The organism is Parabacteroides sp. PF5-6, from assembly GCF_029504695.1.
Taxonomy (GTDB): domain Bacteria; phylum Bacteroidota; class Bacteroidia; order Bacteroidales; family Tannerellaceae; genus QVMG01.
In genome coordinates this window covers 265,747-288,768 of record NZ_JAQFIN010000005.1, presented here as the reverse complement: position 1 = coordinate 288,768, position 23,022 = coordinate 265,747, and the positions used below count along the sequence as shown (strand labels likewise).

At 49.0% G+C, this 23,022-nt stretch carries 17 protein-coding genes; 11 read left to right on the top strand and 6 right to left on the bottom strand.

The window, feature by feature from the left end; translation table 11 throughout:
- Positions 1-424 precede the first annotated feature (424 nt).
- Positions 425-826, top strand: coding sequence for a hypothetical protein (locus tag M2133_RS08835; RefSeq protein ID WP_277465738.1), 402 nt, complete (start codon positions 425-427; stop codon positions 824-826).
- Positions 827-848: 22 nt separating this feature from the next.
- On the opposite strand, the gene M2133_RS08830 is transcribed toward M2133_RS08835, so the two are convergent.
- Entirely contained in the window at positions 849-2,024 is a 1,176-nt protein-coding gene (locus tag M2133_RS08830) for a helix-turn-helix domain-containing protein (protein WP_277465737.1), read from the bottom strand.
- Positions 2,025-2,113: 89 nt separating this feature from the next.
- Between M2133_RS08830 and M2133_RS08825 the strand changes: the two genes are divergently transcribed.
- The gene (locus M2133_RS08825) at positions 2,114-4,345 is read left to right on the top strand and encodes a S9 family peptidase (protein ID WP_277465736.1); all 2,232 of its coding nucleotides are present in this window, start codon (positions 2,114-2,116) and stop codon (positions 4,343-4,345) included.
- A gap of 192 nt (positions 4,346-4,537) precedes the next feature.
- On the opposite strand, the gene M2133_RS08820 is transcribed toward M2133_RS08825, so the two are convergent.
- The gene (locus tag M2133_RS08820; RefSeq protein ID WP_277465735.1) at positions 4,538-5,728 is read right to left on the bottom strand and encodes a C1 family peptidase; all 1,191 of its coding nucleotides are present in this window, start codon (positions 5,726-5,728) and stop codon (positions 4,538-4,540) included.
- 191 nt (positions 5,729-5,919) lie between these two features.
- On the opposite strand from M2133_RS08820, the gene proC reads away from it, so the two are divergent.
- The gene (gene proC / locus M2133_RS08815) at positions 5,920-6,726 is read left to right on the top strand and encodes a pyrroline-5-carboxylate reductase (RefSeq protein ID WP_277465734.1); all 807 of its coding nucleotides are present in this window, start codon (positions 5,920-5,922) and stop codon (positions 6,724-6,726) included.
- 97 nt (positions 6,727-6,823) lie between these two features.
- Here the strand turns inward: proC and M2133_RS08810 are convergent, their stop codons facing one another.
- Positions 6,824-7,996 (bottom strand): proline dehydrogenase family protein, encoded by a 1,173-nt coding sequence (locus M2133_RS08810; protein ID WP_277465733.1) that lies wholly within the window; start codon positions 7,994-7,996, stop codon positions 6,824-6,826.
- Between the two features lie 117 nt (positions 7,997-8,113).
- A complete protein-coding gene (gene pruA, locus M2133_RS08805; protein WP_277465731.1) occupies positions 8,114-9,745 on the bottom strand; it encodes an L-glutamate gamma-semialdehyde dehydrogenase in 1,632 nt (543 codons plus the stop codon).
- Positions 9,746-10,151: 406 nt separating this feature from the next.
- Here pruA and M2133_RS08800 point away from each other — a divergent pair, with 406 nt between their 5' ends.
- The 8 genes from M2133_RS08800 to M2133_RS08765 are packed head-to-tail and all read left to right on the top strand — an operon-like array spanning position 10,152 to position 16,924.
- Positions 10,152-10,706 carry a cupin domain-containing protein gene (locus M2133_RS08800; RefSeq protein WP_277465730.1) on the top strand — a complete coding sequence of 185 codons (555 nt, stop codon included), beginning with the start codon at positions 10,152-10,154 and terminating at the stop codon, positions 10,704-10,706.
- A complete protein-coding gene (locus tag M2133_RS08795; RefSeq protein ID WP_277465729.1) occupies positions 10,706-12,370 on the top strand; it encodes an AMP-binding protein in 1,665 nt (554 codons plus the stop codon). The genes M2133_RS08800 and M2133_RS08795 overlap by 1 nt, the downstream gene beginning before the upstream one ends.
- 19 nt (positions 12,371-12,389) lie before the next feature.
- Positions 12,390-12,683 (top strand): nucleotidyltransferase family protein, encoded by a 294-nt coding sequence (locus M2133_RS08790; RefSeq protein WP_277465728.1) that lies wholly within the window; start codon positions 12,390-12,392, stop codon positions 12,681-12,683.
- Positions 12,676-13,062, top strand: a complete 387-nt coding sequence (locus M2133_RS08785) for a HepT-like ribonuclease domain-containing protein (RefSeq protein ID WP_277465727.1) — start codon at positions 12,676-12,678, stop codon at positions 13,060-13,062. The genes M2133_RS08790 and M2133_RS08785 overlap by 8 nt, the downstream gene beginning before the upstream one ends.
- Positions 13,043-14,116, top strand: a complete 1,074-nt coding sequence (gene proB, locus M2133_RS08780) for a glutamate 5-kinase (RefSeq protein ID WP_277465726.1) — start codon at positions 13,043-13,045, stop codon at positions 14,114-14,116. Before M2133_RS08785 ends, proB begins: the two co-directional genes overlap by 20 nt.
- A 44-nt stretch (positions 14,117-14,160) precedes the next feature.
- Complete coding sequence (locus M2133_RS08775; protein WP_277465724.1) at positions 14,161-14,676, top strand: transposase; 516 nt, start codon at positions 14,161-14,163, stop codon at positions 14,674-14,676.
- Positions 14,677-14,680: 4 nt separating this feature from the next.
- Positions 14,681-15,925, top strand: a complete 1,245-nt coding sequence (locus tag M2133_RS08770) for a glutamate-5-semialdehyde dehydrogenase (RefSeq protein ID WP_277465723.1) — start codon at positions 14,681-14,683, stop codon at positions 15,923-15,925.
- Positions 15,926-15,970: 45 nt separating this feature from the next.
- Positions 15,971-16,924, top strand: coding sequence for an N-acetylornithine carbamoyltransferase (locus M2133_RS08765; RefSeq protein ID WP_277465722.1), 954 nt, complete (start codon positions 15,971-15,973; stop codon positions 16,922-16,924).
- Positions 16,925-17,081: 157 nt separating this feature from the next.
- Here M2133_RS08765 and M2133_RS08760 read toward each other — a convergent pair whose 3' ends face one another.
- Both M2133_RS08760 and rpoC read right to left on the bottom strand, forming a co-directional pair.
- Positions 17,082-17,393, bottom strand: coding sequence for a DUF3467 domain-containing protein (locus tag M2133_RS08760; protein WP_277465720.1), 312 nt, complete (start codon positions 17,391-17,393; stop codon positions 17,082-17,084).
- A gap of 1,302 nt (positions 17,394-18,695) precedes the next feature.
- A complete protein-coding gene (gene rpoC / locus M2133_RS08755) occupies positions 18,696-22,973 on the bottom strand; it encodes a DNA-directed RNA polymerase subunit beta' (protein WP_277465718.1) in 4,278 nt (1,425 codons plus the stop codon).
- Positions 22,974-23,022 lie beyond the last annotated feature (49 nt).

The window sequence follows — 23,022 nt, the reverse complement described above, 5'->3', positions numbered from 1 at the left end:
CTACCTCTAAGCCATTGAAAATGAAGCGTTAATATTTCCTTCGCAAACTACCGGTAGTTTGCGAACAAAATAGCAGTACTTTGTCGACCAAATACCGGTAGTTTGATTACAAAATACCGGTACCTTATACAGATAAATAAATTTAGAAAATATTCTATTCTATTCTTGCAAAACAATAGAATAATATCTATCTTTGTCTATCAACACAAGAGCTATCACACATGAAGTCGAATGAATTGCATAGGTTAATACAAGATAACGGATGGCGAGTTCATCGACAAAAAGGCAGTCATGTGATCTATATCAAAGAAGATCGAACTTACCCCGTTCCCAATCATGGAAGTAAAGAGGTGGGAAAAGGGATAGAAAACAAGATAAAAAAAGAGATGGGGCTTAAATAAGTCGAATTAAAAAGACAAGTCATATGAAAACAATAATAGCAACAATAGAAAAAACAACGGATGGTTATAGCGTCTTTACGGAGAACGAACTATTTTCAGGCATGGGACATACGGCTGAAGAAGCCAAAAAGGATATGATAGATCAGATTTCTTTTTATGTAGAGACCATGAAAGAAGATAATAGAACCTATCCGGAGTATTTGGATGGTCAGTACGAGATCGTATATAAATTTGATGTGCAAAGCTTATTGCAATACTATGAGGGTATCTTTTCCAATTCAGCCTTAGAAAAGCTGACGGGGATCAATCAGAAACAACTGTGGTCGTATGCACACGGCAAAAGCAAACCCCGCAAAGAGCAAATAGAAAAAATACAAAAGGGGCTACATTCCTTGGGGCAGGAGCTGATTTCAATAGCTTTATAAAGGGCACAACAGTACCCGTCAATCACCCTTCATTCGCCACGACATTCTTCCGCCATTCGCTGAAGGTCAGGCCGGTTTGTTGTTTGAAGACGCGACTGAAGTTCTGGGCGTGCAGGAAACCGGAGGCGTGGGCGATCTCGTCGCGGGTGTACTGGGGGTTCTGGGTGATCAGGGCTTTGGCGTAAGCCAGGCGTTTGCCGTTGATATAGTCGTAGAAGCTCATCTGAAACTCCTCGTTGATCAGGCGGGAGATATAGGTGCGGTTCGAATTCAGTTGACGGGCGATCTCCTCCAGGGTGATATGGGGTTGCAGGAAGATCTGCTCTTCGTCGATCAGGTGGGTAAACTGGGGAAGGATCTCGGTATAGACATCGTGCAGATCGATCGGCGGGATCGCTTCTTTCGTTTCCTCTTCCATCGCAAGGATAATATCTCCGGCGGTGAACCGGAGCTTATACACATAGTAACTCATGAAATACAAAGTGACGCCTACACCCACCATAAAGATATACTTGACCGAGAAATACTTCTCGGGCGAGAGAATGCGCGAGCCATAGATCAAGAGGGTGAGTAACAACAAGACGTAAAGCCCGATCAATACCGCCCGGTTGTTCTCCACCGCTTTCTCGTCGAGGTTGGAGAAATAATGTTTTAGTCCGCGCCGGTAACGGATCGCGTTCAGAGTGGAATAGCTCATGATCACCACCACCTGACCGAGGATAAACAGATAATATCCCTCCCACCCGATCAGGGAAAGCGCCCAGGGCAGGGAGCCCGTCGGGAATACGTAGTTCTCGCGGCTTTCAACCATGTGGCGCACAAAATCGGTCGATTGCTCATCGCCCATCAGGCCATAAAACAGGGCAGTACATCCGCCGATCAATAGTGCCGGCAGGAAACAGGCGTATTGCTTCCAGCCCATTGGCCCGTCGTGGGTCAACGACCAGAAATAGAAATACACCAGCGGTAAGATCGACAAAGAGAGAAAGGCATCTACAATATCCAATTTATAATAGAAAGAATAATCTTCAATACCGGTATAGAACACACTCCAGATCTGGCTACAAACACCGATAAACAACAGAAACAGCATCCAGATCCGTTGCGGCCGAGAGTTTTCTTTCCCATTAATCAAGAACAGCGCCACCCAGAACAGGGCAACGAAAGACGGAAGTAGTATGGCGGCGGTTTTTAACATATGGCAAAACAAAATTAGGCAATTTATTGGAGAAGAACAAGATGTTTCCGTTCTTTGTGGTTAATCTTAATGCTAAAATTGGAAATAGAATGAAACACACAAAAGCACTTGTATGTTGCCTGTTGATCAGTCTGGGACTGGTGGGTACGGCACAAAATCCATTGACATTGGAAGAGGTTCTTTCCGGACGGTTGATCCAGACGGAGTATGTCGGAGGCATCAACTGGTTGAAAGACGGGGAACGCTACAGCACCTTGGAACGGAATGCCGAGACCGGCGGTATGGATGTCATTGCCTACCGGGCGAAAGACAACCGGCGGGAAGTACTGATTCCTTCCGCGCAATTAATCAACCCGGCAACGGGTAAGCCGATTGCCATCCGCAGTATTGCCTGGAGCGCGGACAACAGCCGGGTATTGATCTACAACAACACCCGTCAGGTGTGGCGCTACGATACGCGGGGCGACTACTGGGTATTGACATTGAATACCGGCAAACTGCAACAACTGGGCAAAGGGCTGCCCGAGGCGTCGATGATGTTCGCCAAGTTCTCGCCCGATGCCACGCGGGTGGCTTATGTCTCCAATAACAACCTGTATGTGGAGGATCTCGCTTCGGGGCAGATCAATCAACTGACACGCGACGGCAGTGAGACGATTGTCAACGGTACGTTCGACTGGGTGTACGAAGAAGAGTTCAACTGCCGCGATGGCTTCCGCTGGAGTCCCGACGGACAGACGATCGCCTACTGGCAAAGCGATACGGAAGGCACGGGTTTCTTCGATATGATCAATAATGTGGACTCGATCTATCCGACGTTCGTGCATTTCCCCTACCCCAAAGCGGGCACATTGAACTCGGCGGTTAAGGTGGGCACGATCCCCGCCGCAGGGGGACAGACGACCTGGATCCGCATCCCCGGTGATCAGCGTGAGCACTACCTGCCGCGCATGGAGTTTATCCCCGAGAGCAACGACCTCTTTATCCAGCAACTCAACCGGCAACAGAACACAAACCGGGTATGGATTGCCCGTGCCGGTGAAGTGGAAGCCATGAATATCTTTACCGATACCGACGACGCCTGGCTGGACACCAACGATCATATCGAGTGGCTCGACAAGAATACGTACTTCACCTGGGAGAGCGAGCGCGACGGATGGCGTCACCTCTACCGCATCAGCCGCGATGGCAAAGACATACAGCCGATCACGCAAGGAGCGTTCGACTACATCTCGCCGGTGGGCATGGACAAAGAGAAAGGATTGGTCTATTTTATCGCTTCGCCCGACAATTTCAACCAGCGCTATCTCTATTCGGCACGCTTGAAAGGCAAGAATGAGATCAAACGCCTCAGTCCGATGGATCAGGCGGGACAGCATCGCTACGCCATGTCGCCAACCGGACGATGGGCAGTGCATACATTCAGCAACGCGGCGACTCCGCCGGTGATCGATATGGTTTCGTTCCCCAAGCATCAATCCGTGCGTATATTCAAAGACAATGCGAAGGCGAAAGAGCAGTATGCCGCGTTGGGGCTGAATGCGAAAGAGTTTGTCAAGGTGAAATCCGGCGATCTGATGCTGGATGCCTGGATGATCAAACCCGTTGGTTTCGATCCGGCGAAGAAGTATCCCGTGATTATTGAAGTCTACGGCGAACCGGCCGGCTCGACCGTGCAGGATGTCTGGGGCAATGGCGATCTGTGGAACCAGTACATGGCCAACCAGGGCTATATCGTGGTGAGCATTGAGAACCGGGGCGCGGCGGCACCACGCGGACGCGAATGGCGCAAGTGTATCTATGGCGAGGTGGGCACTTTCTCGGCCGAAGACCAGTACCGGGGCATTCAGGATCTGGCGCGTCAGTTCCCGTATATCGACCTGTCGCGCGTAGGCATTACCGGATGGAGCGGTGGTGGCAGTCAGACATTGAATTGCATGTTCCGCTATCCCGATCTCTTCCATACGGGCATCGCTATCGCTTTCGTGGCCGATCAGCGCACCTACGACACGATCTACCAGGAACGTTATATGGATACGCCGCAAAACAATGCCGAGGGTTACCGCAAAGGCTCGCCCATCACCTATGCCGAAGGCCTCAAAGGCAACCTCTTATTGATCCACGGCACGGGCGACGACAATGTGCACTACCAGAACTGCGAACTATTGGTAAACGAACTGATCCGGCACGGAAAGATCTTCTCGCAGATCAGCTACCCGATGCGCAGCCACAGCATCAATGAAGGAAAAGGCACCACCCTGCACCTGCGCAAGAGCATGGAAGACTATTGGCTGAAGCATTTGCCGGCTGGGGGAAGATGATTTTAGGAACTCATAAGAACATAGGAACTCATAAGAACTCATAGGAGCTCATAGGAACTCATAAGAGAAAGAACCCTTAGGATTTCCTATGAGTTCTTATGAGTTCTTATGAATTCTTATGAGCTCCTACGAGTTCCTAAAAAAAGAGCGACAGGCCTCCCCTGTCGCTCTTTCTTTTTATTCTTCTTTGGATTATTTAATCCCTAACTTCGTGCGAAGCGCCTTAGGCAATGCATCCTTATGCACGATGATATCCATCGTTTTGTAGCGGGCGAAAGCTTCCGATACATACCAGATGCCGTTGTACTTGCTATCGGTTCCCCAGGAGTTCTTTACCATATAGAACTTCTTACCGTTCTGATCCTTGGCGATACCGTAGATCTGCATGCCGTGGTCGTCGGTTGTCTGGTAGTTATCATAGGCTTGCTGACGCATTTCCTGTGTCGCCCATACTTCCTGTACACCCGGTTTCTCCACCATCTTACGGATCTCATTGTTTTTCTCCGTTGCGCTCAGGCCTACCCAACGGTCCTGGTCGGAGCCGGAGGTCTCGATCGCTTCCATATCCGGAGCAACCCCTACGCCATTACGGGTAAAGCCTACCTCGCTCACGTCGGAAGCCCAAGCCAGCGTAAAGCCGTTATTGATCGCATGATCGAATACTCCCATAAACTCATCGATCGGCAGGTTGTACGAGCGCGACCAGCGCCAGTTGTCCTGAATCTCCAGAGCGAACTGCGTATAGAACGGATGATGCGCATAAGAAGTCAGGGAAACATAGTCGTCCATATTGTCCAGTCCCAGTTCCTTGGCATAGCTCATGGGCGTATATTCTTTTCCATTATAGGTAAACGTTTCGGGGATCGCGCCCAGATACGCATCGGCGATACCGTTGAAACCCTTCTGCCATACGGGTGTCAACTTACGATTCGGGTTCTTGATGATCGCTTCGACATAACCGGTCATGGCAGAAGTCATCTCGCCATGCACATGCACGTCTTCGCCGTATTCCTTACCCGGCATCACCTCTTCGGGAACGATACCGTAATGTTTGATCGCGTAGATCACATCGTCGAACGCACCGCCTTCGGCAAATTCCATCTTCCCGTGCAAACGCACATACTTCTCCGCTTTGTCGCGATAGGTATGGTTAACGACATACATCTCCGACAGATTGTGTTCGCCCTTACCCATACGGATCAGTTCGGACTCAATAAAAGCCAGGGTAGAGAAACACCAGCACGTACCTGTGCGATTTTGATTTTGAATAGGTGTGATCTTTAATTCTTTTACCGGACTAAAGACATAACCGTCGTTTTCCTGTGCACCGACGGTCGTGAATGCGCATGCGAATAACATGGCAATAGCAACAAACTTCTTCATCTAAATTTGCATTTAAGTTTAATGTTCATTAAATAGTCATTTGGCGTGCCTCGGCATAACCCAAGCAAGCTTGGGTTCTGCGCTCGTTACTTCAAATGTTTCCCGCAAATATACAACAACGAAAGCAGACATCCGATTATTTTCCATACATTTGTCGCCGTATTTTGATTATTTACCACAAAAGCAAAGGCATGAAGATTGCAATTATCGGAGCCGGAAGCATCGGGGCAGCTATCGCCCGCGGCTTATCGAAAGGGACCTTGTTCAAACCCACAGACATTACCTGTACGACCCGTACGGAAGAGTCATTATCCAAGATCCGGGGCATCATGAACCCCGACTGTATCCTGACGCACGACAATAAAGCAGCGGCAAAAGACGCGGATATCCTTATCATCGCCGTCAAGCCCTGGCGGGTGGAAGAGATCATCGACGAGATCAAACCCGTACTCGACTTCGACCGGCAGATCATCGTCTCCGTAGCGGCAGGCGTGACCTTCGATCTGTTGAATACGTACCTGACCAAACATACGGATTACGATTGTATGGTCTCCCCCACGATCTTCCGCGTGATGCCCAATACGGCCATTGCGGTGATGAACAGCATGACCTTCGTATCGGCCAAGAACGCGACCGACGAACAGACCCGACTGATCCTGGATATCTTCAATGAACTGGGTAACGCCATGCTGATCGAAGAACGTCTGATGGCTGCCGGTACGGCTTTGGCGTCGAGTGGCATTGCTTTTGCCATGCGTTATATGCGCGCTTCGATCGAAGGAGGTGTGGAACTGGGTTTCTATCCCCGCGAAGCGCAGGAGATTGTCGTGCATACCGTCAAAGGCGCCGTCGAACTGCTATTAGCCAACAAAAGCAACCCCGAAGCAGAGATCGATAAAGTCACTACTCCGGGGGGTATCACGATCAAAGGCCTGAACGAAATGGAATTGTCAGGCTTTACTTCTTCGGTGATCCGAGGCTTAAAGGCCAGCAAGTAAACTTGCTGGCGAATTGTGAATTATGAATTATGAGAACAGGAGTTATCTCTTTTTTTCTCACAATTCATAATTCATAATTCATAATTTAAAAGAAGGGCTAGCCCTTCTTTTTGCGTCTATCCATCTCAATCTGTAGCATGCGCAGTTCGCGGCCGGTTTGTCCGGCGACGGACGTGTTTTCTTCGGCACGGCGGATCAGGTAAGGCAGGACGTCGCGTACGGGGGCGTAAGGCACGTATTTGGTTACTTTGTAGCCTTCGTGCGCCAGGTTGTACGAGATGTTATCGCTCATGCCCAAGAGCTGAGAGAAGTAGATGCGGTCGTCACCGCGGTCGATGCCTTTCTCGTCGATCAGCTTCGCCAGTTTGTAGTTGCTGGTCTCGTTGTGTGTTCCCATAAACAACTCCATCCGGTCGATATGATCCATCACGAAAGCTACGCCGGCGTCGAAGTTATCATCGGTCGCCTGCTTGTCTTTGCAGATCGGATCGGGATAGCCCATCTCTGCAGCCCGTTTGCGTTCTTCTTCCATATAAGCGCCGCGCACGAACTTGATACCCGGGAAATAGTTCTTCTCGATCGAGTCGTCGAGGATCCGTTGCAGGTAAGGCAAACGGTCGTGACGATACATCTGCAGGGTAGCAAAGACGATCGGACGGGCTTTGTTGAACTCGCGCATCGCTTCGTCGGTCAGTTCGTCGATCGCATCCTGGAAGCAGTAGTCTTCCGCATCGACCAGGATCCGCACATCATTATCATATGCCCGGCGGCAGAGTGCCATAAAGCGTTCACGGAACTCGCGGAACTCGCGCAGTTCGTCGACCGACATCTCTTCGCGCTTCTCGGAGGCCTTGGCCAGTACCTCATCGCGGGTGATGGTCGACGGTTTAAACACGGAGTAAGCGATATTCGGATTGCCCTTGGCGTTATCGATCGAACGCAGGGTCTCTTCGAAGGTAGCTAATATGCCTGCCGGCGTTTGTTCTCCTTCGGCGGAGAAGTCCATGGTGGATTTTACTTTCGACCGGCTCAGGTGATCCACGATCTTCCGGCATTCTTCCAGTGTTTCCCCACCGACAAACTGCTTGTAGAGCGTCGGCTTGACGATCCAGTTCAACGGAAAGTGAATCTTAATGGCGATATTCGAAGCCCATTTCCCGAACTTAACAATCCAGGGATACTTCATCACCGTGTACAACATATAGGCGTTATTCAGCTCTCCCTTCGACTTCGCGGAGAAAGCGATTTCTGTGTTATTGAAATCAAGCATAGTAGTAGATTAATTGACAATTGATAATTGACAATTGACAATTAATAGAGACAATTGACAATCAATAGAGTATTCTCTTTTCATTGTCAATTGTCAATTGTCAATTGTCAATTGGTTTTATTCCTCTCCCAGGAACGGATATCCGAAGTGCGTGGGTGGAACGAATGTTTCTTTGATACAACGCGGGTTGGTCCAGCGCACCAGGTTGAGCATGCTTCCGGCTTTGTCGTTGGTTCCCGATGCACGGGCGCCACCGAAAGGCTGTTGGCCGACAACGGCTCCGGTCGGTTTGTCGTTGATATAGAAGTTACCGGCAGCGAAGCGCAGTTTATCAAAGGCTGTTTGGATCGCAAAGCGGCAGGTAGCAAAGATCGAACCGGTCAGTGCATACGGTGAAGTCTGATCGCAGAGTTCCAAGGTTTCTTCGTACTTATCGTCGTCGTAGAGATAGATGGTAATGATCGGGCCAAAGATCTCTTCCGCCATACTCTTGTATTTCGGGTCTTTCGCTACGATCAGTGTCGGTTCCACAAAGTATCCGACCGTCTTGTCGCCATTTCCGCCAAAGACGATCTCGGCATCGGCCGATTCTTTCGCGTGGTTGATATACGACATGCAGGTATCGAAAGAAGCTTCGTCGATCACCGCATTGAAGATATTCGTAAAGTTCTCGGGTGTTCCCATCTTGAAGTCTTTCAGTTGGGCACCCACTTCTTCTTTCACCGCCGGCCAGAGTGACTTGGGCAGGTAAGCGCGTGAAGCAGCCGAACATTTCTGTCCTTGATATTCAAAAGCACCACGAACGATAGCCGTAGCCACTTCTTTCGTCGGAGCCGAATGGTGAACAAAGATAAAGTCCTTACCACCGGTCTCACCCACGATCTTCGGATACGATTTATAGTTCTCCAGGTTATTCCCCATCTGACGCCAAAGCGTATTGAACGTTGCAGTCGAACCCGTGAAATGGAAACCAGCCAGGTCGGGACTTGCCGTAATCACCTTACCGATCACACTTCCCTGTCCGGGAATAAAGTTCACCACGCCGTCGGGCAGCCCGGCTTCCTTGAAAATCTTCATCAACAGGTAGTTTGAATAGATCGCCGTAGTCGACGGTTTCCACACTGTAACGTTACCCATCATCGCCGGAGCCAGGTTAAGGTTACCCGCAATCGCCGTAAAGTTGAACGGGCTCAACGTGAACACGAAACCTTCCAACGCACGGTATTCCATCCGGTTCAGGATGCCGCGATCAGAGAACGGTTGGCCGCTGTAGATCTGATCGGCAAAGTAAACGCCATAGCGCAGGAAGTCGATCAACTCACAAGGCGCGTCGATCTCAGCCTGATACGGGTTCTTGCTCTGTCCCAGAATCACAGAAGCGTTCAACAGGTAGCGATATTTAGTGGAGCAAAGCTCGGCAATACGCAACATCACGGATGCCCGTTCGAGCCAAGGCAGTTCCGACCAGCTCTTGTGCGCAGCCATAGCGGCATCGATTGCCATCTGCACTTCCGCCTCGCCGGCTTTGTGATAGGTGGCCAATACGTGCTGATGATCATGGGGACTGACGACTTTACCTGTGTTTCCTGTCCGTACTTCTTTACCGCCGATAATCAATGGAATGTCCCATTGTTCTGATTTCAGTTGTGCTAATGCTTTCTTTAACTCGGCTTTCTCTACAGATCCGGGGGCATACGCCTTCACCGGTTCGTTCCCGGGATTGGGGAACCTAAAAATAGCGTTATTCATGTTATGACTTTAAAAATTATGTTGTTTGCTTAAATGATTTAGCGCATAAACGTACTAAATCTTTTTGAGATAGAAAGCCAGTTCGCGTTAAAATAATTTATCATCGGAGGAAAACGACTGAAAACCGCGGGCATAAAGAAAGCCAAACCAGGACTTTTATTCGAAAGCTCCGTCATATTTTGCGTTTGACAGCTGTCGAACGGCTGTTTGACAGCTGTCAAACAATTGTTCCACAGCTGTCAAACAACTGTCCCACGGCTGTCAAACAACTTTTTCCCGGTTATCATCTACATACTTCTCCCTTCTTTTATATATATCCAAAGAAACCAAAAGAGTAAAAGTCCTGTCTTTTTGCTTTTTATTCCTATATTTGCAGCGACATTTTCACCTTATAAATGCAAAGAACATGAACGAACAGATAAAACAGATCGCCGAACGGCTGTCGGGCCTTCGCGATGCGCTGGAATTATCGCCGGAAGAGATGGCGGAGAAAGCGCAGCTGACAGCCGATGAATATCTCCGCCTGGAGAGTGGGACGGTGGATATTTCCGTGAGCATACTGCATCAGATCTCGCAGGCTTTTGGTGTGGAGCTGACCACATTGATGTTTGGCGACGAGCCCAAGATGAGTTCCTACTTCATCACCCGCCGGGGCAAAGGCATCGCTGTGGAACGCACCAAAGCCTATAAGTATCAATCGCTAGCTGCCGGATTTGCCGGACGCAAAGCCGATCCGTTCCTGGTCACCGTGCACCCCAAAGCGGACGACACACCGATCTATCTCAATTCCCATCCGGGACAGGAATACAATATGGTAGTCAGTGGCCGCCTGCAGTTGCAGATCAACGGCAAAGACCTGATCCTTGAACCCGGCGACAGTATCTATTTCAATTCCGAACTGCCGCACGGCATGAAAGCGTTGGACGGTGAGGAAGTTAAATTTTTAGCAATCATACTCTGATGATAGAAAGATATTTACCCCAAACACAGTTCGCGTCGCAGGAAGACTTCGCGAAGCACTTCAAAGTCAATATCCCCGAGAACTTCAATTACGGATACGATGTGGTCGACGCCTGGGCGGAGAGCGATCCCGACAAACGGGCGATCTGCTGGACGAACGATCACAAGGAACATATCGACTTTTCCTTTGCCGACATCAAAAGATACTCCGATCAGACGGCTGCCTACTTTCAATCGCTCGGCATTGGCAAGGGCGATAAGGTGATGCTGATCCTCAAGCGACGCTATGAATTTTGGTTCGCCATCATCGCTTTGCACAAACTGGGAGCCGTGGTTATTCCGGCGACTCACCTGTTGACGCGCAAGGATATCGTGTACCGCAACAACGCGGCCGACATCAAGATGATTGTCTGCGTAGGCGAAGAGAATGTCACCCGCCAGGTTCGGGAAGCTATGCCCGAGTCGCCGACCATTCAGCAATTGGTTTCCATCGGTCCGGAGATACCCGAAGGCTTCAAGGATTTCCATCAGGGCATGACGAACGCACAGCCGTTCGTGCGCCCCGAACAGGTCAATTGCAACGAGGATATCTCTATGATGTACTTCACCTCCGGCACGACGGGCAACCCCAAGATGGTCGCGCACGACTTTACCTATCCGTTGGCGCACATCACCACGGGCAAGTACTGGCACAACCTGCACGCCGACAGCCTGCACCTGACCATCGCCGACACGGGCTGGGGAAAAGCCGTCTGGGGCAAGCTCTACGGACAATGGTTATCGGGGGCTACCGTGTTTGTCTACGACCACGAGAAGTTCAACCCGGCGGATATGCTGCAGATGATCCAGGACTACGGCATCACCTCGCTTTGCGCGCCGCCGACCATCTTCCGCTTCCTCATCCGCGAAGACCTGACGAAGTACGATCTCTCCTCCTTGGAATACTGCACGATCGCCGGCGAGGCATTGAATCCCGCCGTCTTCGAAGCGTTCCTGAAACTGACGGGCATCAAACTGATGGAAGGATTCGGTCAAACGGAAACGACATTGACCATCTGCACCTTCCCCTGGACCGAACCCAAACCGGGCTCGATGGGCAAGGCCAATCCGCAATACGAAGTCGATCTTCTTCGCCCCGACGGGACTCCTGCGGAAGACGGCGAGCAAGGCGAGATCGTCGTGCGCTACGCCAACGGACGCCCTCTGGGTTTGTTCAAAGAATACTACCGCGATGAAGCATTGACGAAAGCGACCTGCTACGAAGGCATCTACCATACCGGCGATGTCGCCTGGCGCGACGAAGACGGTTACTTCTGGTTCGTCGGACGGACCGACGATGTGATCAAAAGCTCTGGCTACCGCATCGGCCCGTTCGAAGTAGAGAGTGCCTTGATGACTCATCCCGCCGTCGTGGAATGCGCCATCACCGGCGTGCCCGATGAGATCCGCGGACAGATCGTCAAAGCCACCATCATCCTCTCCAAAGAATACAAAGATAAAGCCGGCGACACCCTGATCAAAGAACTTCAAAATCATGTCAAGCGCGTCACCGCCCCCTACAAATACCCCCGCGTAATCGAGTTCGTCGAAGAACTGCCGAAAACCATCAGTGGAAAGATCCGTAGGGTGGAGATCAGAGAAACCGATAAGAAGAAAGTAGAGTAATTTCATTATCTTTGCCTCTATGAGATCAACAGCAGAATATATAACGTTACTACGGCAATTCAAAGAGAACAATATGCAGTTGTATGGAATCAAACAACTGGGTGTGTTCGGTTCTGTTGCCCGGGGAGAACAACACGAAGATAGCGATATCGATATCTGCGTGGAGCTGGAGTCTGCGGAACTCTTTAAGATGGTACATCTCAAAGAAGATTTGCAGGAACTGCTTAATGTAAAAGTAGACTTGGTACGCTTGCGCGACACTATGGACAGCTTCCTTCGTAAACGCATTGAAAAAGACGGGCTTTATGTTTGATAAAGAGTTGCTCATTCCTCTATTGGAAAAGTTGGAGTATGCGATCAACAGAATACTGATGCATGCGCCGGAGATCACTTCTCCCGACTACTATCTGAAGAGCCTTCCCGGAATGGAGCGGTTGGAAAGTACTTGTCTGTTACTTATCACTATCGGAGAAAGTGTTAAGAGTATAGATAAGATTACGGCTAAAGAATGGCTAAAAGATTACCCGGAGACTGATTGGAAAGGGGTTATGGGCATGAGAGACATCATCGCTCATCACTACTTCGACATTGATGCGGAGACTATATTTGATGTTGTCAAAAACCATCTGCCGGCATTACTACAGACCATACACCGGATGAAAATTGATTTAAGTGAAAAGAGTCGCGGTTAAGATTGGAAGCAACGTGCTGACGCGATCGGATGGCACACTGGACATCACCCGGATGTCGGCATTGGTCGATCAGGTGGCGGAGTTGCATCACAAAGGGATGGAAGTGGTATTGATTTCCTCCGGCGCGGTGGCTTCGGGGCGCTCGGAGATCAAGGCGGGGAAGAAACTGGATCCGGTCTCTGCCCGGCAATTGTATTCGGCGGTGGGACAGGCGAAGCTGATCAACCGCTACTATGAACTCTTCCGCGAACACGGGATGCGGTGCGGGCAGGTGTTGACGACGAAAGAGAATTTCAGCAGCCGCACGCACTACCTGAATCAGAAGCATTGCATGGAAGTGATGCTGGCGAACAAGGTGATCCCCATTGTCAATGAGAACGATACCATCTCGGTGACCGAACTGATGTTTACCGATAACGATGAGCTTTCCGGACTGATTGCTACGATGCTTGGCATGGATGCGTTGATTATCCTGAGTAATATCGATGGGATCTTCAACGGCAACCCCAGTGATCCCGCCTGCGAGGTGATCCGGCAGATCGGAACGGAAGACCAGGACCTCTCAAACTACGTACAAACCAGCCGGTCGTCGTTCGGTCGCGGGGGCATGCTGACCAAATGCCGCATCGCCCGCAAAGTGGCCGATGAAGGCATCACCGTGATCATCGCCAACGGCAAGAAAGACAATATCCTGCCTCGCCTGTTGTCGCGAAAAGAGGAGGTCGTCTGCACCCGCTTCATGCCTTCGCCCAAGCCGGTGAGTAGCGTAAAGAAATGGATTGCCCATTCGGAAGGCTTCGCCAAAGGAGAGATACACGTCAACGCCGGAGCCGGCGAAGCCCTGACCGCACCAAAGGCCACCAGCCTCTTATTGGTTGGCGTCACCCATATCGTCGGCGAATTCGAGAAAGGCGATATCGTACGCATCTTCAACGCCGCCGGCACACAGATCGGCGTCGGCTGTGCCGACTACAACAGCGAAGAAGCCACCGCCCTGATCGGCCACCGCGACCAAAAGCCGTTGGTGCATTATGATTATTTAATCATCCTGTAGGGGCGGCCCTCGTGGCCGCCCAATAATACAATACACCATTAATTATGAATACAAAAAAACGAAGGCCAAACACCATCCGGTTGAACGGATATAATTATGCACAAAGTGGTTTTTATTTTGTAACCATTTGTTGTCAAAACAAGAATCCGTTCTTCGGAAGAATAGAACAAGGTCTTATGATTTTAAATGATGCGGGAGAAATGATCGAGCAGCTATGGAATGAGTTGACAAACAAATATCCAATACTGAGATTACATTCCTATGTTGTTATGCCGGATCACTTCCATGGCATTATTCAAATTTGCAAGGACGATGTAATTTCTTTAGCTTCTATTATGGACGCATTTAAGTCTGAAACCACCGTTAGGTATATATCCGGGGTTAAACAGAAGGGGTGGCCTCCTTTTGATAAACACTTATGGCAACGTAATTATTATGAACATATCATAAGGGATCAACGGGGATTTGATAATATTACGGCCTATATTATTGAGAATCCGCAAAAATGGGGAATAAACAATGAAGAGGGCGCCCACAAGGGGTGCCCCTACGAAATATAATATTATGGTTACAAAATTAATACAACAAACCGCCCGGGCCTCCCGTTCGCTTTTGGCATTGCCGGGTAAAACGATCGGGGCGATCCTGCGGGAGACGGCCGAGGCATTGATCGAAGACAAAGAAGCGGTCCTGACAGCCAATGCCCGGGATCTGGCGCGGATGGCGGAAAACGATCCGAAGTACGACCGGTTGCGGCTGACTGGAGAGCGGTTGGAAGCGATCGCCGGAGATATGCGTCAGGTGGCTGCCCTACCCTCTCCTTTAGGTAAGGTATTGGATGAAACGATCCGTCCCAATGGCATGGTGATCCGCAAGGTATCGGTGCCTTTCGGGGTGATCGGTATGATCTATGAAGCGCGGCCGAACGTGACGATGGATGTTTTTTCGCTCTGCCTGAAGAGTGGGAATGCCTGCTTGTTGAAAGGCGGATCGGATGCCGACGAATCGAACCAGGCGCTTGTGGCGATCATCCATAAGGTATTGGAAAAGTATGATCTTAACCCGGCGGTTTGCACACTATTGCCTGCCGACCGGGAAGCGACAGCTGTATTATTAAATGCTGTCGGACTGGTCGATCTGATCATCCCGCGCGGAAGCAGTGCGTTGATCGATTACGTAAGGGAACATGCCCGTGTGCCGGTGATCGAAACCGGAGCCGGCATTTGTCATACCTATTTTGATAAAGAAGGGGATGCAGCAAAAGGGCAGGCCATCATTACCAATGCCAAGACCCGGCGGGTAAGTGTTTGTAATGCCTTGGATTGTCTGATTATCCATAAAGATCGATCCGCAGACCTGCTTTTCCTGTGTGAAAAGATGCAGGATAGCCGGGTGACGATCTATGCCGATCCGGAAGCCTATGCGGCCTTAAGCGGACATTATCCGGAGGATCTCTTAAAAGAAGCAACACTGGAAAGCTTCGGCACGGAATTCCTGGATTATAAGATGAGCATCCGCACGGTCGCTTCCCTCAATGAAGCCCTGGACCATATCGCCCAATACAGTTCCCGGCATAGCGAAGCGATTGTCAGTGAGAATAAAGAAACAATCCGCCTCTTCCAGCAAGCGGTCGATGCCGCCTGTGTCTACGCCAATGTATCTACGGCCTTTACCGACGGTGCCCAGTTTGGCTTTGGCGCCGAGATCGGTATCAGCACCCAAAAGCTCCACGCCCGCGGCCCCATGGCCCTGCCGGAATTAACTACTTACAAATATATTATTGAAGGAAACGGCCAATCCCGAAAATAAAAAGAATAAGCATTATCTTTGAGCTTTACTAAAAGAATAGAAACGATGAAAAATTTCACTTGTGTACAAGATATCGGTGACCTGAACCAGGCTTTGGCCGATGCGTTCGAGATCAAGAAAGACCGGTTCCAATTCGCCCATCTGGGAAAGAACAAAACATTGATGATGATCTTCTTCAACTCCAGCCTGCGTACCCGCCTGAGCACGCAGAAGGCGGCAATGAACCTGGGCATGAACACGATCGTACTGGATATCAACCAGGGTGCCTGGAAACTGGAGACGGAACGGGGCGCGATTATGGATGGCGACAAACCGGAACATCTATTGGAGGCCATCCCCGTGATGGGTTGTTATTGCGATGTGATCGGCGTGCGTTCGTTTGCGCAGTTCGAGAGCAAAGAAGATGATTATACAGAGAAGATACTGAACCAGTTTATCCGCCATTCCGGCCGGCCGGTGTTCAGTATGGAAGCAGCTACGCGTCATCCGCTGCAGAGCTATGCCGACCTGATTACGATTGAAGAGTATAAGAAGACCGCCCGTCCGAAGGTGGTCCTGACCTGGGCGCCTCATCCGAAGGCACTTCCACAGGCAGTGCCTAATAGCTTTGCCGAGTGGATGAACGCCACGGATTATGAGTTTGTCATCACCCATCCCGAAGGTTATGAATTGGATCCTTCTTTCGTGGGCAATGCCCGGGTGGAATACGATCAGAAGAAAGCGTTCGAAGGTGCCGACTTTATCTATGCCAAGAACTGGGCAGCCTTCCAGGATCCGCATTACGGCGAGGTATTGAGTAAAGACCGTAGCTGGACTGTCGATACGGAGAAGATGGCATTGACCAACAACGCCTACTTTATGCACTGCCTGCCCGTGCGCCGCAATATGATCGTCACCGACGACGTGATCGAAAGCCCGCAAAGCATCGTTATCCCCGAAGCCGCTAACCGGGAGATCTCTGCACAGGCGGTACTCAAGAAACTACTTCTTTCTTTATGAAAGAAGTAGTTTCTTGAAATGAAGAATGAAGAATAAAGAATGAAAAATTCAACCGCCCCACCGCTGCAAGCAGCGGTCCCCCCCGCCTTCAAAGGCGGGGAACTGAGATAGGCCCTTAAATTCTTCATTTTTCATTCTTCATTCTTCATTGCTCTTTTCAAGCTTCCCCTTTCATCCCCCCAATCGGCGGCAGAAAGCCATTCGGCTCGGGTGCTCCTCCCCTTCGTTTCATTTCTTCAAACTTAGCGATATTATCCGCCAAGGCATCCAACAAACGTTTGGCATTATCGGGCGTCAGGATCACCCGGCTTTTCACCTTCGCCTTAGGTACTCCCGGCACCATGCGCACAAAGTCAAGAATAAACTCCGAGGAAGAATGGGATATAATCGCCAGGTTGGCGTACGTCCCCTGCGCCATCTCTTCCGATAACTCTACCTGAATCTCATTTTTCGATCTGTTAGTATCCATAATTCTTACTTTTTTGTTGTAAAGATAAGGAAAGCTTTGGATCAGCCCATATTATTGTGGAGAACTGTTTCAAAGTCCTTTCGGACTTTTCACAGCGGCACCTTTTATTTCTATGGGTTTTAACCCCTCCGAATAAAACATCGCACTTTCGTCGAAAAAAGCGCAATGTTTTGTTCACCAAAGTGCAATGTTTTGTCGAGCAAAGTGCGGTGTTAAAAAAAGGGGGGGGGTGTGACGGGTTTCAAATAGTTTGAGGTTGGAAGGTCCCATTGTCTGAATCAGGATTATCAGGATTGAATATATTTACAAGATTAGAGGCGAGCGAAGCGAGTGTCACAGGCTTTAATCCTGCCCATTTATTCAATCCTGATAATCCTGATTCAGACAATTGATCTTCAAATCTTCTTCGACGCGAATGGACTTTACGGATTTATAAACCATTGAAAATGAGAACTTAATATTCCCTTCAGAAACTACCGGTAGTTTGCGCACCAACTACCGGTAGTTTGGCGACAAACTATTAGTAGTTTGCGCGCAAAGTACTGGTAGTTGAAAAAAGGGGGGGCTGAAACGATTTGGGAATCTCTTTCAGGTCGGTCAAAGGCCGGCGGCCTTTTGCCAAACTCCGGCGGCCTTTTGGGAAACCCTGCCGGCCTTTTCAGTGGAAGAGGCTATTTTTTGTAGTCGAAGTCGGATGTTAACAAATGCAAACGACAATTAGTGGTAAACCGATCATTCCAAACAGAGTTTTTCGTTTTTTTACTACCATCATACAGCCGGGACAGGCGACAATGTTAAACCGATCACTGTTGGGGTTCTCCAACAGGTACCAGAAAGTTACTTACAGGAATTTTAGTGTTTTTCCGGCTATTCGAAATCGCTATACAGCTGATATACAGGGATGAAAGAAAATCCTGTATGATGTAAGTAAAAAAACGAAAAACTTTGTTCGGAGGGTATTTTGGGGTTTTTGTTCTTTAGGATCAATTATTGTGAGATGCGAATGGACTCCACAACTCTCCGGGGTGATCCATGCAAAGCTTTTGGGTTTGCGACTTGACATAAACAAAAACGACCACCTTCACAGGCAGTCGCTTTTTTGTTGTGTTTTTAATTCTCAATTCTTTAGACCAATGTAAAAATACTTTTGTGTTTAAAAATAATAATCTATTAAACGTTTTTCCAAGTTTAGATATATAGTGCTAATATCTATTACAAAAGTAAGTTCTTTAAAGGAATACCCAAATACAAACAGGATAATAACCCGAAGCAGTTCCTACTTTTTGACATAGATCAATTCTATCACTCTTCCTCCATCGAGAAGTCAACAACATTCTTGCGGTTGGCAAAGATGCGGTCGAACTCGTCTTTGGCTCCGACAACCAGTTTGTCGAATTCGCGCTGTCCGGTACCGGCCGGGATCAGGTGACCACAGATCACATTCTCCTTCAGGCCTTCCAGGCGGTCTACTTTACCGTTGATAGCAGCTTCGTTCAACACCTTCGTTGTTTCCTGGAAGGATGCTGCCGACATAAAGCTATTGGTTTGCAGAGCGGCACGGGTGATACCTTGCAAGATCTGGTTGGCAGTTGCCGGAACGGCATCACGCACTTCTACCAGTTTCAGGTCACGACGTTTCAACATGGAGTTTTCATCGCGCAGCTTACGTGCGGTAACGATCTGTCCGGCATGCATGGTTTGAGAGTCACCTTGATCCAAAACCACTTTCTTGCCCCAGATCCGATCGTTCTCTTCCATCACTTCCAATTTATCTACCACTTGCTGCTCAAGGAAACGGGTATCTCCCGGATCGACCACTTCCACTTTACGCATCATCTGACGAACGATCACCTCAAAGTGTTTGTCGTTGATCTTCACCCCTTGCAGACGATAAACGTCCTGAACCTCGTTCACGATATATTCCTGAACGGCAGTCGGACCTTTAATAGCCAGAATATCAGAAGGCGTGATCGCACCATCGGACAACGGCATACCTGCACGGATATAGTCGTTCTCCTGAACAAGCAACTGCTTGGACAGCGGCACCATATATTTCTTCACTTCACCCAGTTTTGAAGTAACCATGATTTCACGATTACCCCGTTTGATCTTGCCGAAGCTTACTTCACCGTCAATTTCAGAAACCACAGCGGGGTTGGACGGGTTACGGGCCTCGAACAATTCGGTTACACGGGGCAAACCTCCGGTGATGTCACCGGTCTTACCGACAGCACGCGGGATCTTAACCAGCACTTCACCGGCTTTGATCTTATCCCCGTTTTCTTTCACCACGTGGGCGCCTAACGGCAGTGAATAGTTCTTCAGGTAATTACCCTTTTCATCGATGATATGCGCAGCCGGAGCTTTCGTCTTATCTTTCGATTCAATGATAATCTTTTCTTTCAAACCGGTTGTTTCGTCACTTTCAACCTTATAGGTGATATTTTCTACCACATTCTCAAACTCGATCTTACCGGAAACTTCCGATACGATAACGGCATTGAACGGGTCCCATTCGATAATGGTATTCCCTTTCTTAACGGTATCTCCACTATTGAAATACAGCTTGGAACCATAAGGAATATTATGAGACAAAAGCACGATATTGGTATTCGGATCGACAATACGCATTTCCGCCAGACGGCTGACAACCACCTGATGTTCCTGTCCGCCTTCTTCTGACTTAACCGAACGTAACTCGTCGATTTCCAGGATACCGTCATATTTAGAAACAATGCTGTTTTCGGTTGCAATATTCGAAGCGATACCCCCAACGTGGAACGTACGCAGTGTCAACTGTGTTCCCGGCTCACCGATAGACTGTGCAGCGATCACACCGACAACCTCTCCTTTCTGAACCATTTGTCCCGTAGCCAGGTTACGTCCGTAACATTTGGCGCAAACGCCTTTCTTCGATTCACAGGTCAATACCGAACGTATTTCTACGCTTTCAATCGGAGAGGCTTCGATCAGACGAGCCGCATCTTCCCGGATTTCTGTTCCGGATTGAACAATGATTTCACCGGTCAGCGGATGCTGGATATCATGAACAGATACACGTCCGAGGATACGTTCGTAAAGCGAAGCAATTACTTCTTCATTATTCTTCAGTTCGGTACATACCAGTCCACGCAGTGTTCCGCAGTCCTCTTCATTCACAATCACATCGTGTGAAACGTCTACCAGACGACGCGTCAGATAACCGGCATCGGCAGTCTTCAACGCCGTATCGGCCAAACCTTTACGGGCACCGTGGGTAGAGATAAAGTATTCCAACACCGACAAACCTTCTTTAAAGTTCGAGAGGATCGGGTTTTCAATAATTTGTCCACCTTCAGCCCCACTCTTCTGCGGCTTTGCCATCAAACCACGCATACCGGATAACTGGCGGATCTGTTCTTTCGAACCACGAGCACCGGAGTCCATCATCATATATACGGAGTTGAATCCATCGTTATCTTCAGCCAGTTTTTTGATCAAGATATTGGAAAGCTTGCTGTTTACGTGTGTCCAGGTATCGATGATCTGGTTGTAACGTTCGTTGAAGGTAATGAAACCCATGCTGTAGTTGGCGATGATCTGCTCTACTTCAGCATCTCCTTCAGCAACCAATTCACCTTTTTCTTCCGGGATCAATACGTCAGCCAGGTTGAAAGATAAGCCGCCCTTGAATGCCATATAGTAACCTAAGTTCTTAATGTCATCCAGGAACTGAGCTGTACGGGCTACCCCACAAACTTTAATTACATCACCGATAATGTCACGTAAAGCTTTTTTACCTAACAATTCATTGATATAACCTACTTCTTCCGGTACAAATTCATTGACCATCAAACGGCCGACAGAGGTCACCAACATCTGTTTGATGGGTTTACCTTCTTTATCCACATCGTTCACGATCACATTGATCGGGGCATGGATAGTTACTTTACCTTCATTATAAGCGATGGTTGCTTCTTCCGGTCCGTAGAACGTCAAGCCCTCGCCTTTAGCGCCTTTGCGCAATTTGGTGATATAATAAAGTCCCAATACCATATCCTGAGAAGGAACGGTAATCGGCGCTCCGTTTGCCGGATTCAGAATGTTATGTGAGGCAAGCATCAACATCTGTGCTTCCAGAATCGCTTCATTGCCCAATGGCAAGTGAACAGCCATCTGGTCACCGTCGAAGTCGGCGTTGAATGCCGTACATGCCAACGGGTGCAATTGGATTGCTTTACCTTCGATCAACTTCGGCTGGAATGCCTGGATACCCAAACGGTGCAAAGTCGGCGCACGGTTCAGCAATACAGGATGTCCTTTCATTACATATTCCAGGATATCCCAGACAACCGCTTCTTTACGGTCGACAATCTTCTTTGCCGATTTCACTGTCTTAACGATACCCCGTTCGATCAGTTTACGGATAACGAAAGGCTTATATAGTTCGGCTGCCATATTCTTCGGCAAGCCACATTCATGCATTTTCAATTCCGGACCAACGACGATTACCGAACGAGCCGAGTAGTCGACACGTTTACCCAACAGGTTCTGACGGAAACGTCCTTGTTTCCCTTTCAAACTGTCGGACAATGATTTCAACGGACGGTTGGCATCGGTCTTTACCGCGCTTGATTTACGTGAGTTGTCGAACAACGAGTCGACGGCTTCCTGAAGCATACGTTTTTCATTACGTAGGATCACCTCAGGGGCTTTAATATCGATCAGTCGTTTCAGACGGTTATTACGGATAATCACCCGACGGTATAAGTCGTTCAAGTCGGAGGTAGCAAAACGCCCACCATCCAGCGGAACCAACGGACGCAGTTCGGGCGGGATCACAGGAACCACCTTCACGATCATCCATTCCGGTTTGTTCCGCCCACGAGACGCACGGAAAGATTCAACCACCTGCAGGCGTTTCAACGCTTCGTTCTTACGCTGCTGGGAAGTATCTGTGCTGGCACGGTGGCGTAGTTCATAAGACAAAGCATCCAGGTCCAGGCGAGCCAATAGGTCGTACACCGCTTCGGCACCGATCTTGGCAATGAACTTATTCGGGTCGGTATCTTCGAGCAATTGGTTTTCTTTCGGCAGATTATCCAGAATATTCAGGTATTCTTCTTCCGAGAGAAGGTCCAGTTCTACGATTTCATCTACAGGTCCCGGTTGTATCACGACATAACGTTCGTAATAAATAATAGAGTCCAGTTTCTTGGTAGGCAAACCTAACAGGTAACCAATCTTATTCGGTAAAGAACGGAAATACCAGATATGCGCTACGGGAACGACCAGATGGATATGTCCCATCCGTTCGCGGCGCACTTTCTTTTCCGTCACTTCCACCCCACAACGGTCGCACACAATTCCTTTATAACGGATACGTTTGTATTTCCCGCAATGGCATTCGTAGTCCTTTATCGGACCAAAAATACGCTCGCAGAAAAGACCGTCACGTTCAGGTTTGTAAGTACGATAGTTGATTGTTTCCGGTTTCAATACTTCTCCGCTTGAATTCTCAAGGATTTCTTCAGGAGATGCTAAACCGATTGTTATTTTTGAAAAGCTACTCTTTATCTTGTTTTCTTTTCTAAAAGCCATATTTTTTAGAGTTGAATTGCAAATCGCTTAGCGAAGCGTAAAGCAAAGT

Coding starts and splice junctions, on each gene's coding strand:
- M2133_RS08835 (WP_277465738.1), top strand. CDS start 425: ATGAAAACAATAATAGCAACAATAGAAAAAACAACGGATGGTTATAGC.
- M2133_RS08830 (WP_277465737.1), bottom strand. CDS start 2,024: ATGTTAAAAACCGCCGCCATACTACTTCCGTCTTTCGTTGCCCTGTTC.
- M2133_RS08825 (WP_277465736.1), top strand. CDS start 2,114: ATGAAACACACAAAAGCACTTGTATGTTGCCTGTTGATCAGTCTGGGA.
- M2133_RS08820 (WP_277465735.1), bottom strand. CDS start 5,728: ATGAAGAAGTTTGTTGCTATTGCCATGTTATTCGCATGCGCATTCACG.
- proC (WP_277465734.1), top strand. CDS start 5,920: ATGAAGATTGCAATTATCGGAGCCGGAAGCATCGGGGCAGCTATCGCC.
- M2133_RS08810 (WP_277465733.1), bottom strand. CDS start 7,996: ATGCTTGATTTCAATAACACAGAAATCGCTTTCTCCGCGAAGTCGAAG.
- pruA (WP_277465731.1), bottom strand. CDS start 9,745: ATGAATAACGCTATTTTTAGGTTCCCCAATCCCGGGAACGAACCGGTG.
- M2133_RS08800 (WP_277465730.1), top strand. CDS start 10,152: ATGAACGAACAGATAAAACAGATCGCCGAACGGCTGTCGGGCCTTCGC.
- M2133_RS08795 (WP_277465729.1), top strand. CDS start 10,706: ATGATAGAAAGATATTTACCCCAAACACAGTTCGCGTCGCAGGAAGAC.
- M2133_RS08790 (WP_277465728.1), top strand. CDS start 12,390: ATGAGATCAACAGCAGAATATATAACGTTACTACGGCAATTCAAAGAG.
- M2133_RS08785 (WP_277465727.1), top strand. CDS start 12,676: ATGTTTGATAAAGAGTTGCTCATTCCTCTATTGGAAAAGTTGGAGTAT.
- M2133_RS08775 (WP_277465724.1), top strand. CDS start 14,161: ATGAATACAAAAAAACGAAGGCCAAACACCATCCGGTTGAACGGATAT.
- M2133_RS08770 (WP_277465723.1), top strand. CDS start 14,681: ATGGTTACAAAATTAATACAACAAACCGCCCGGGCCTCCCGTTCGCTT.
- M2133_RS08765 (WP_277465722.1), top strand. CDS start 15,971: ATGAAAAATTTCACTTGTGTACAAGATATCGGTGACCTGAACCAGGCT.
- M2133_RS08760 (WP_277465720.1), bottom strand. CDS start 17,393: ATGGATACTAACAGATCGAAAAATGAGATTCAGGTAGAGTTATCGGAA.
- rpoC (WP_277465718.1), bottom strand. CDS start 22,973: ATGGCTTTTAGAAAAGAAAACAAGATAAAGAGTAGCTTTTCAAAAATA.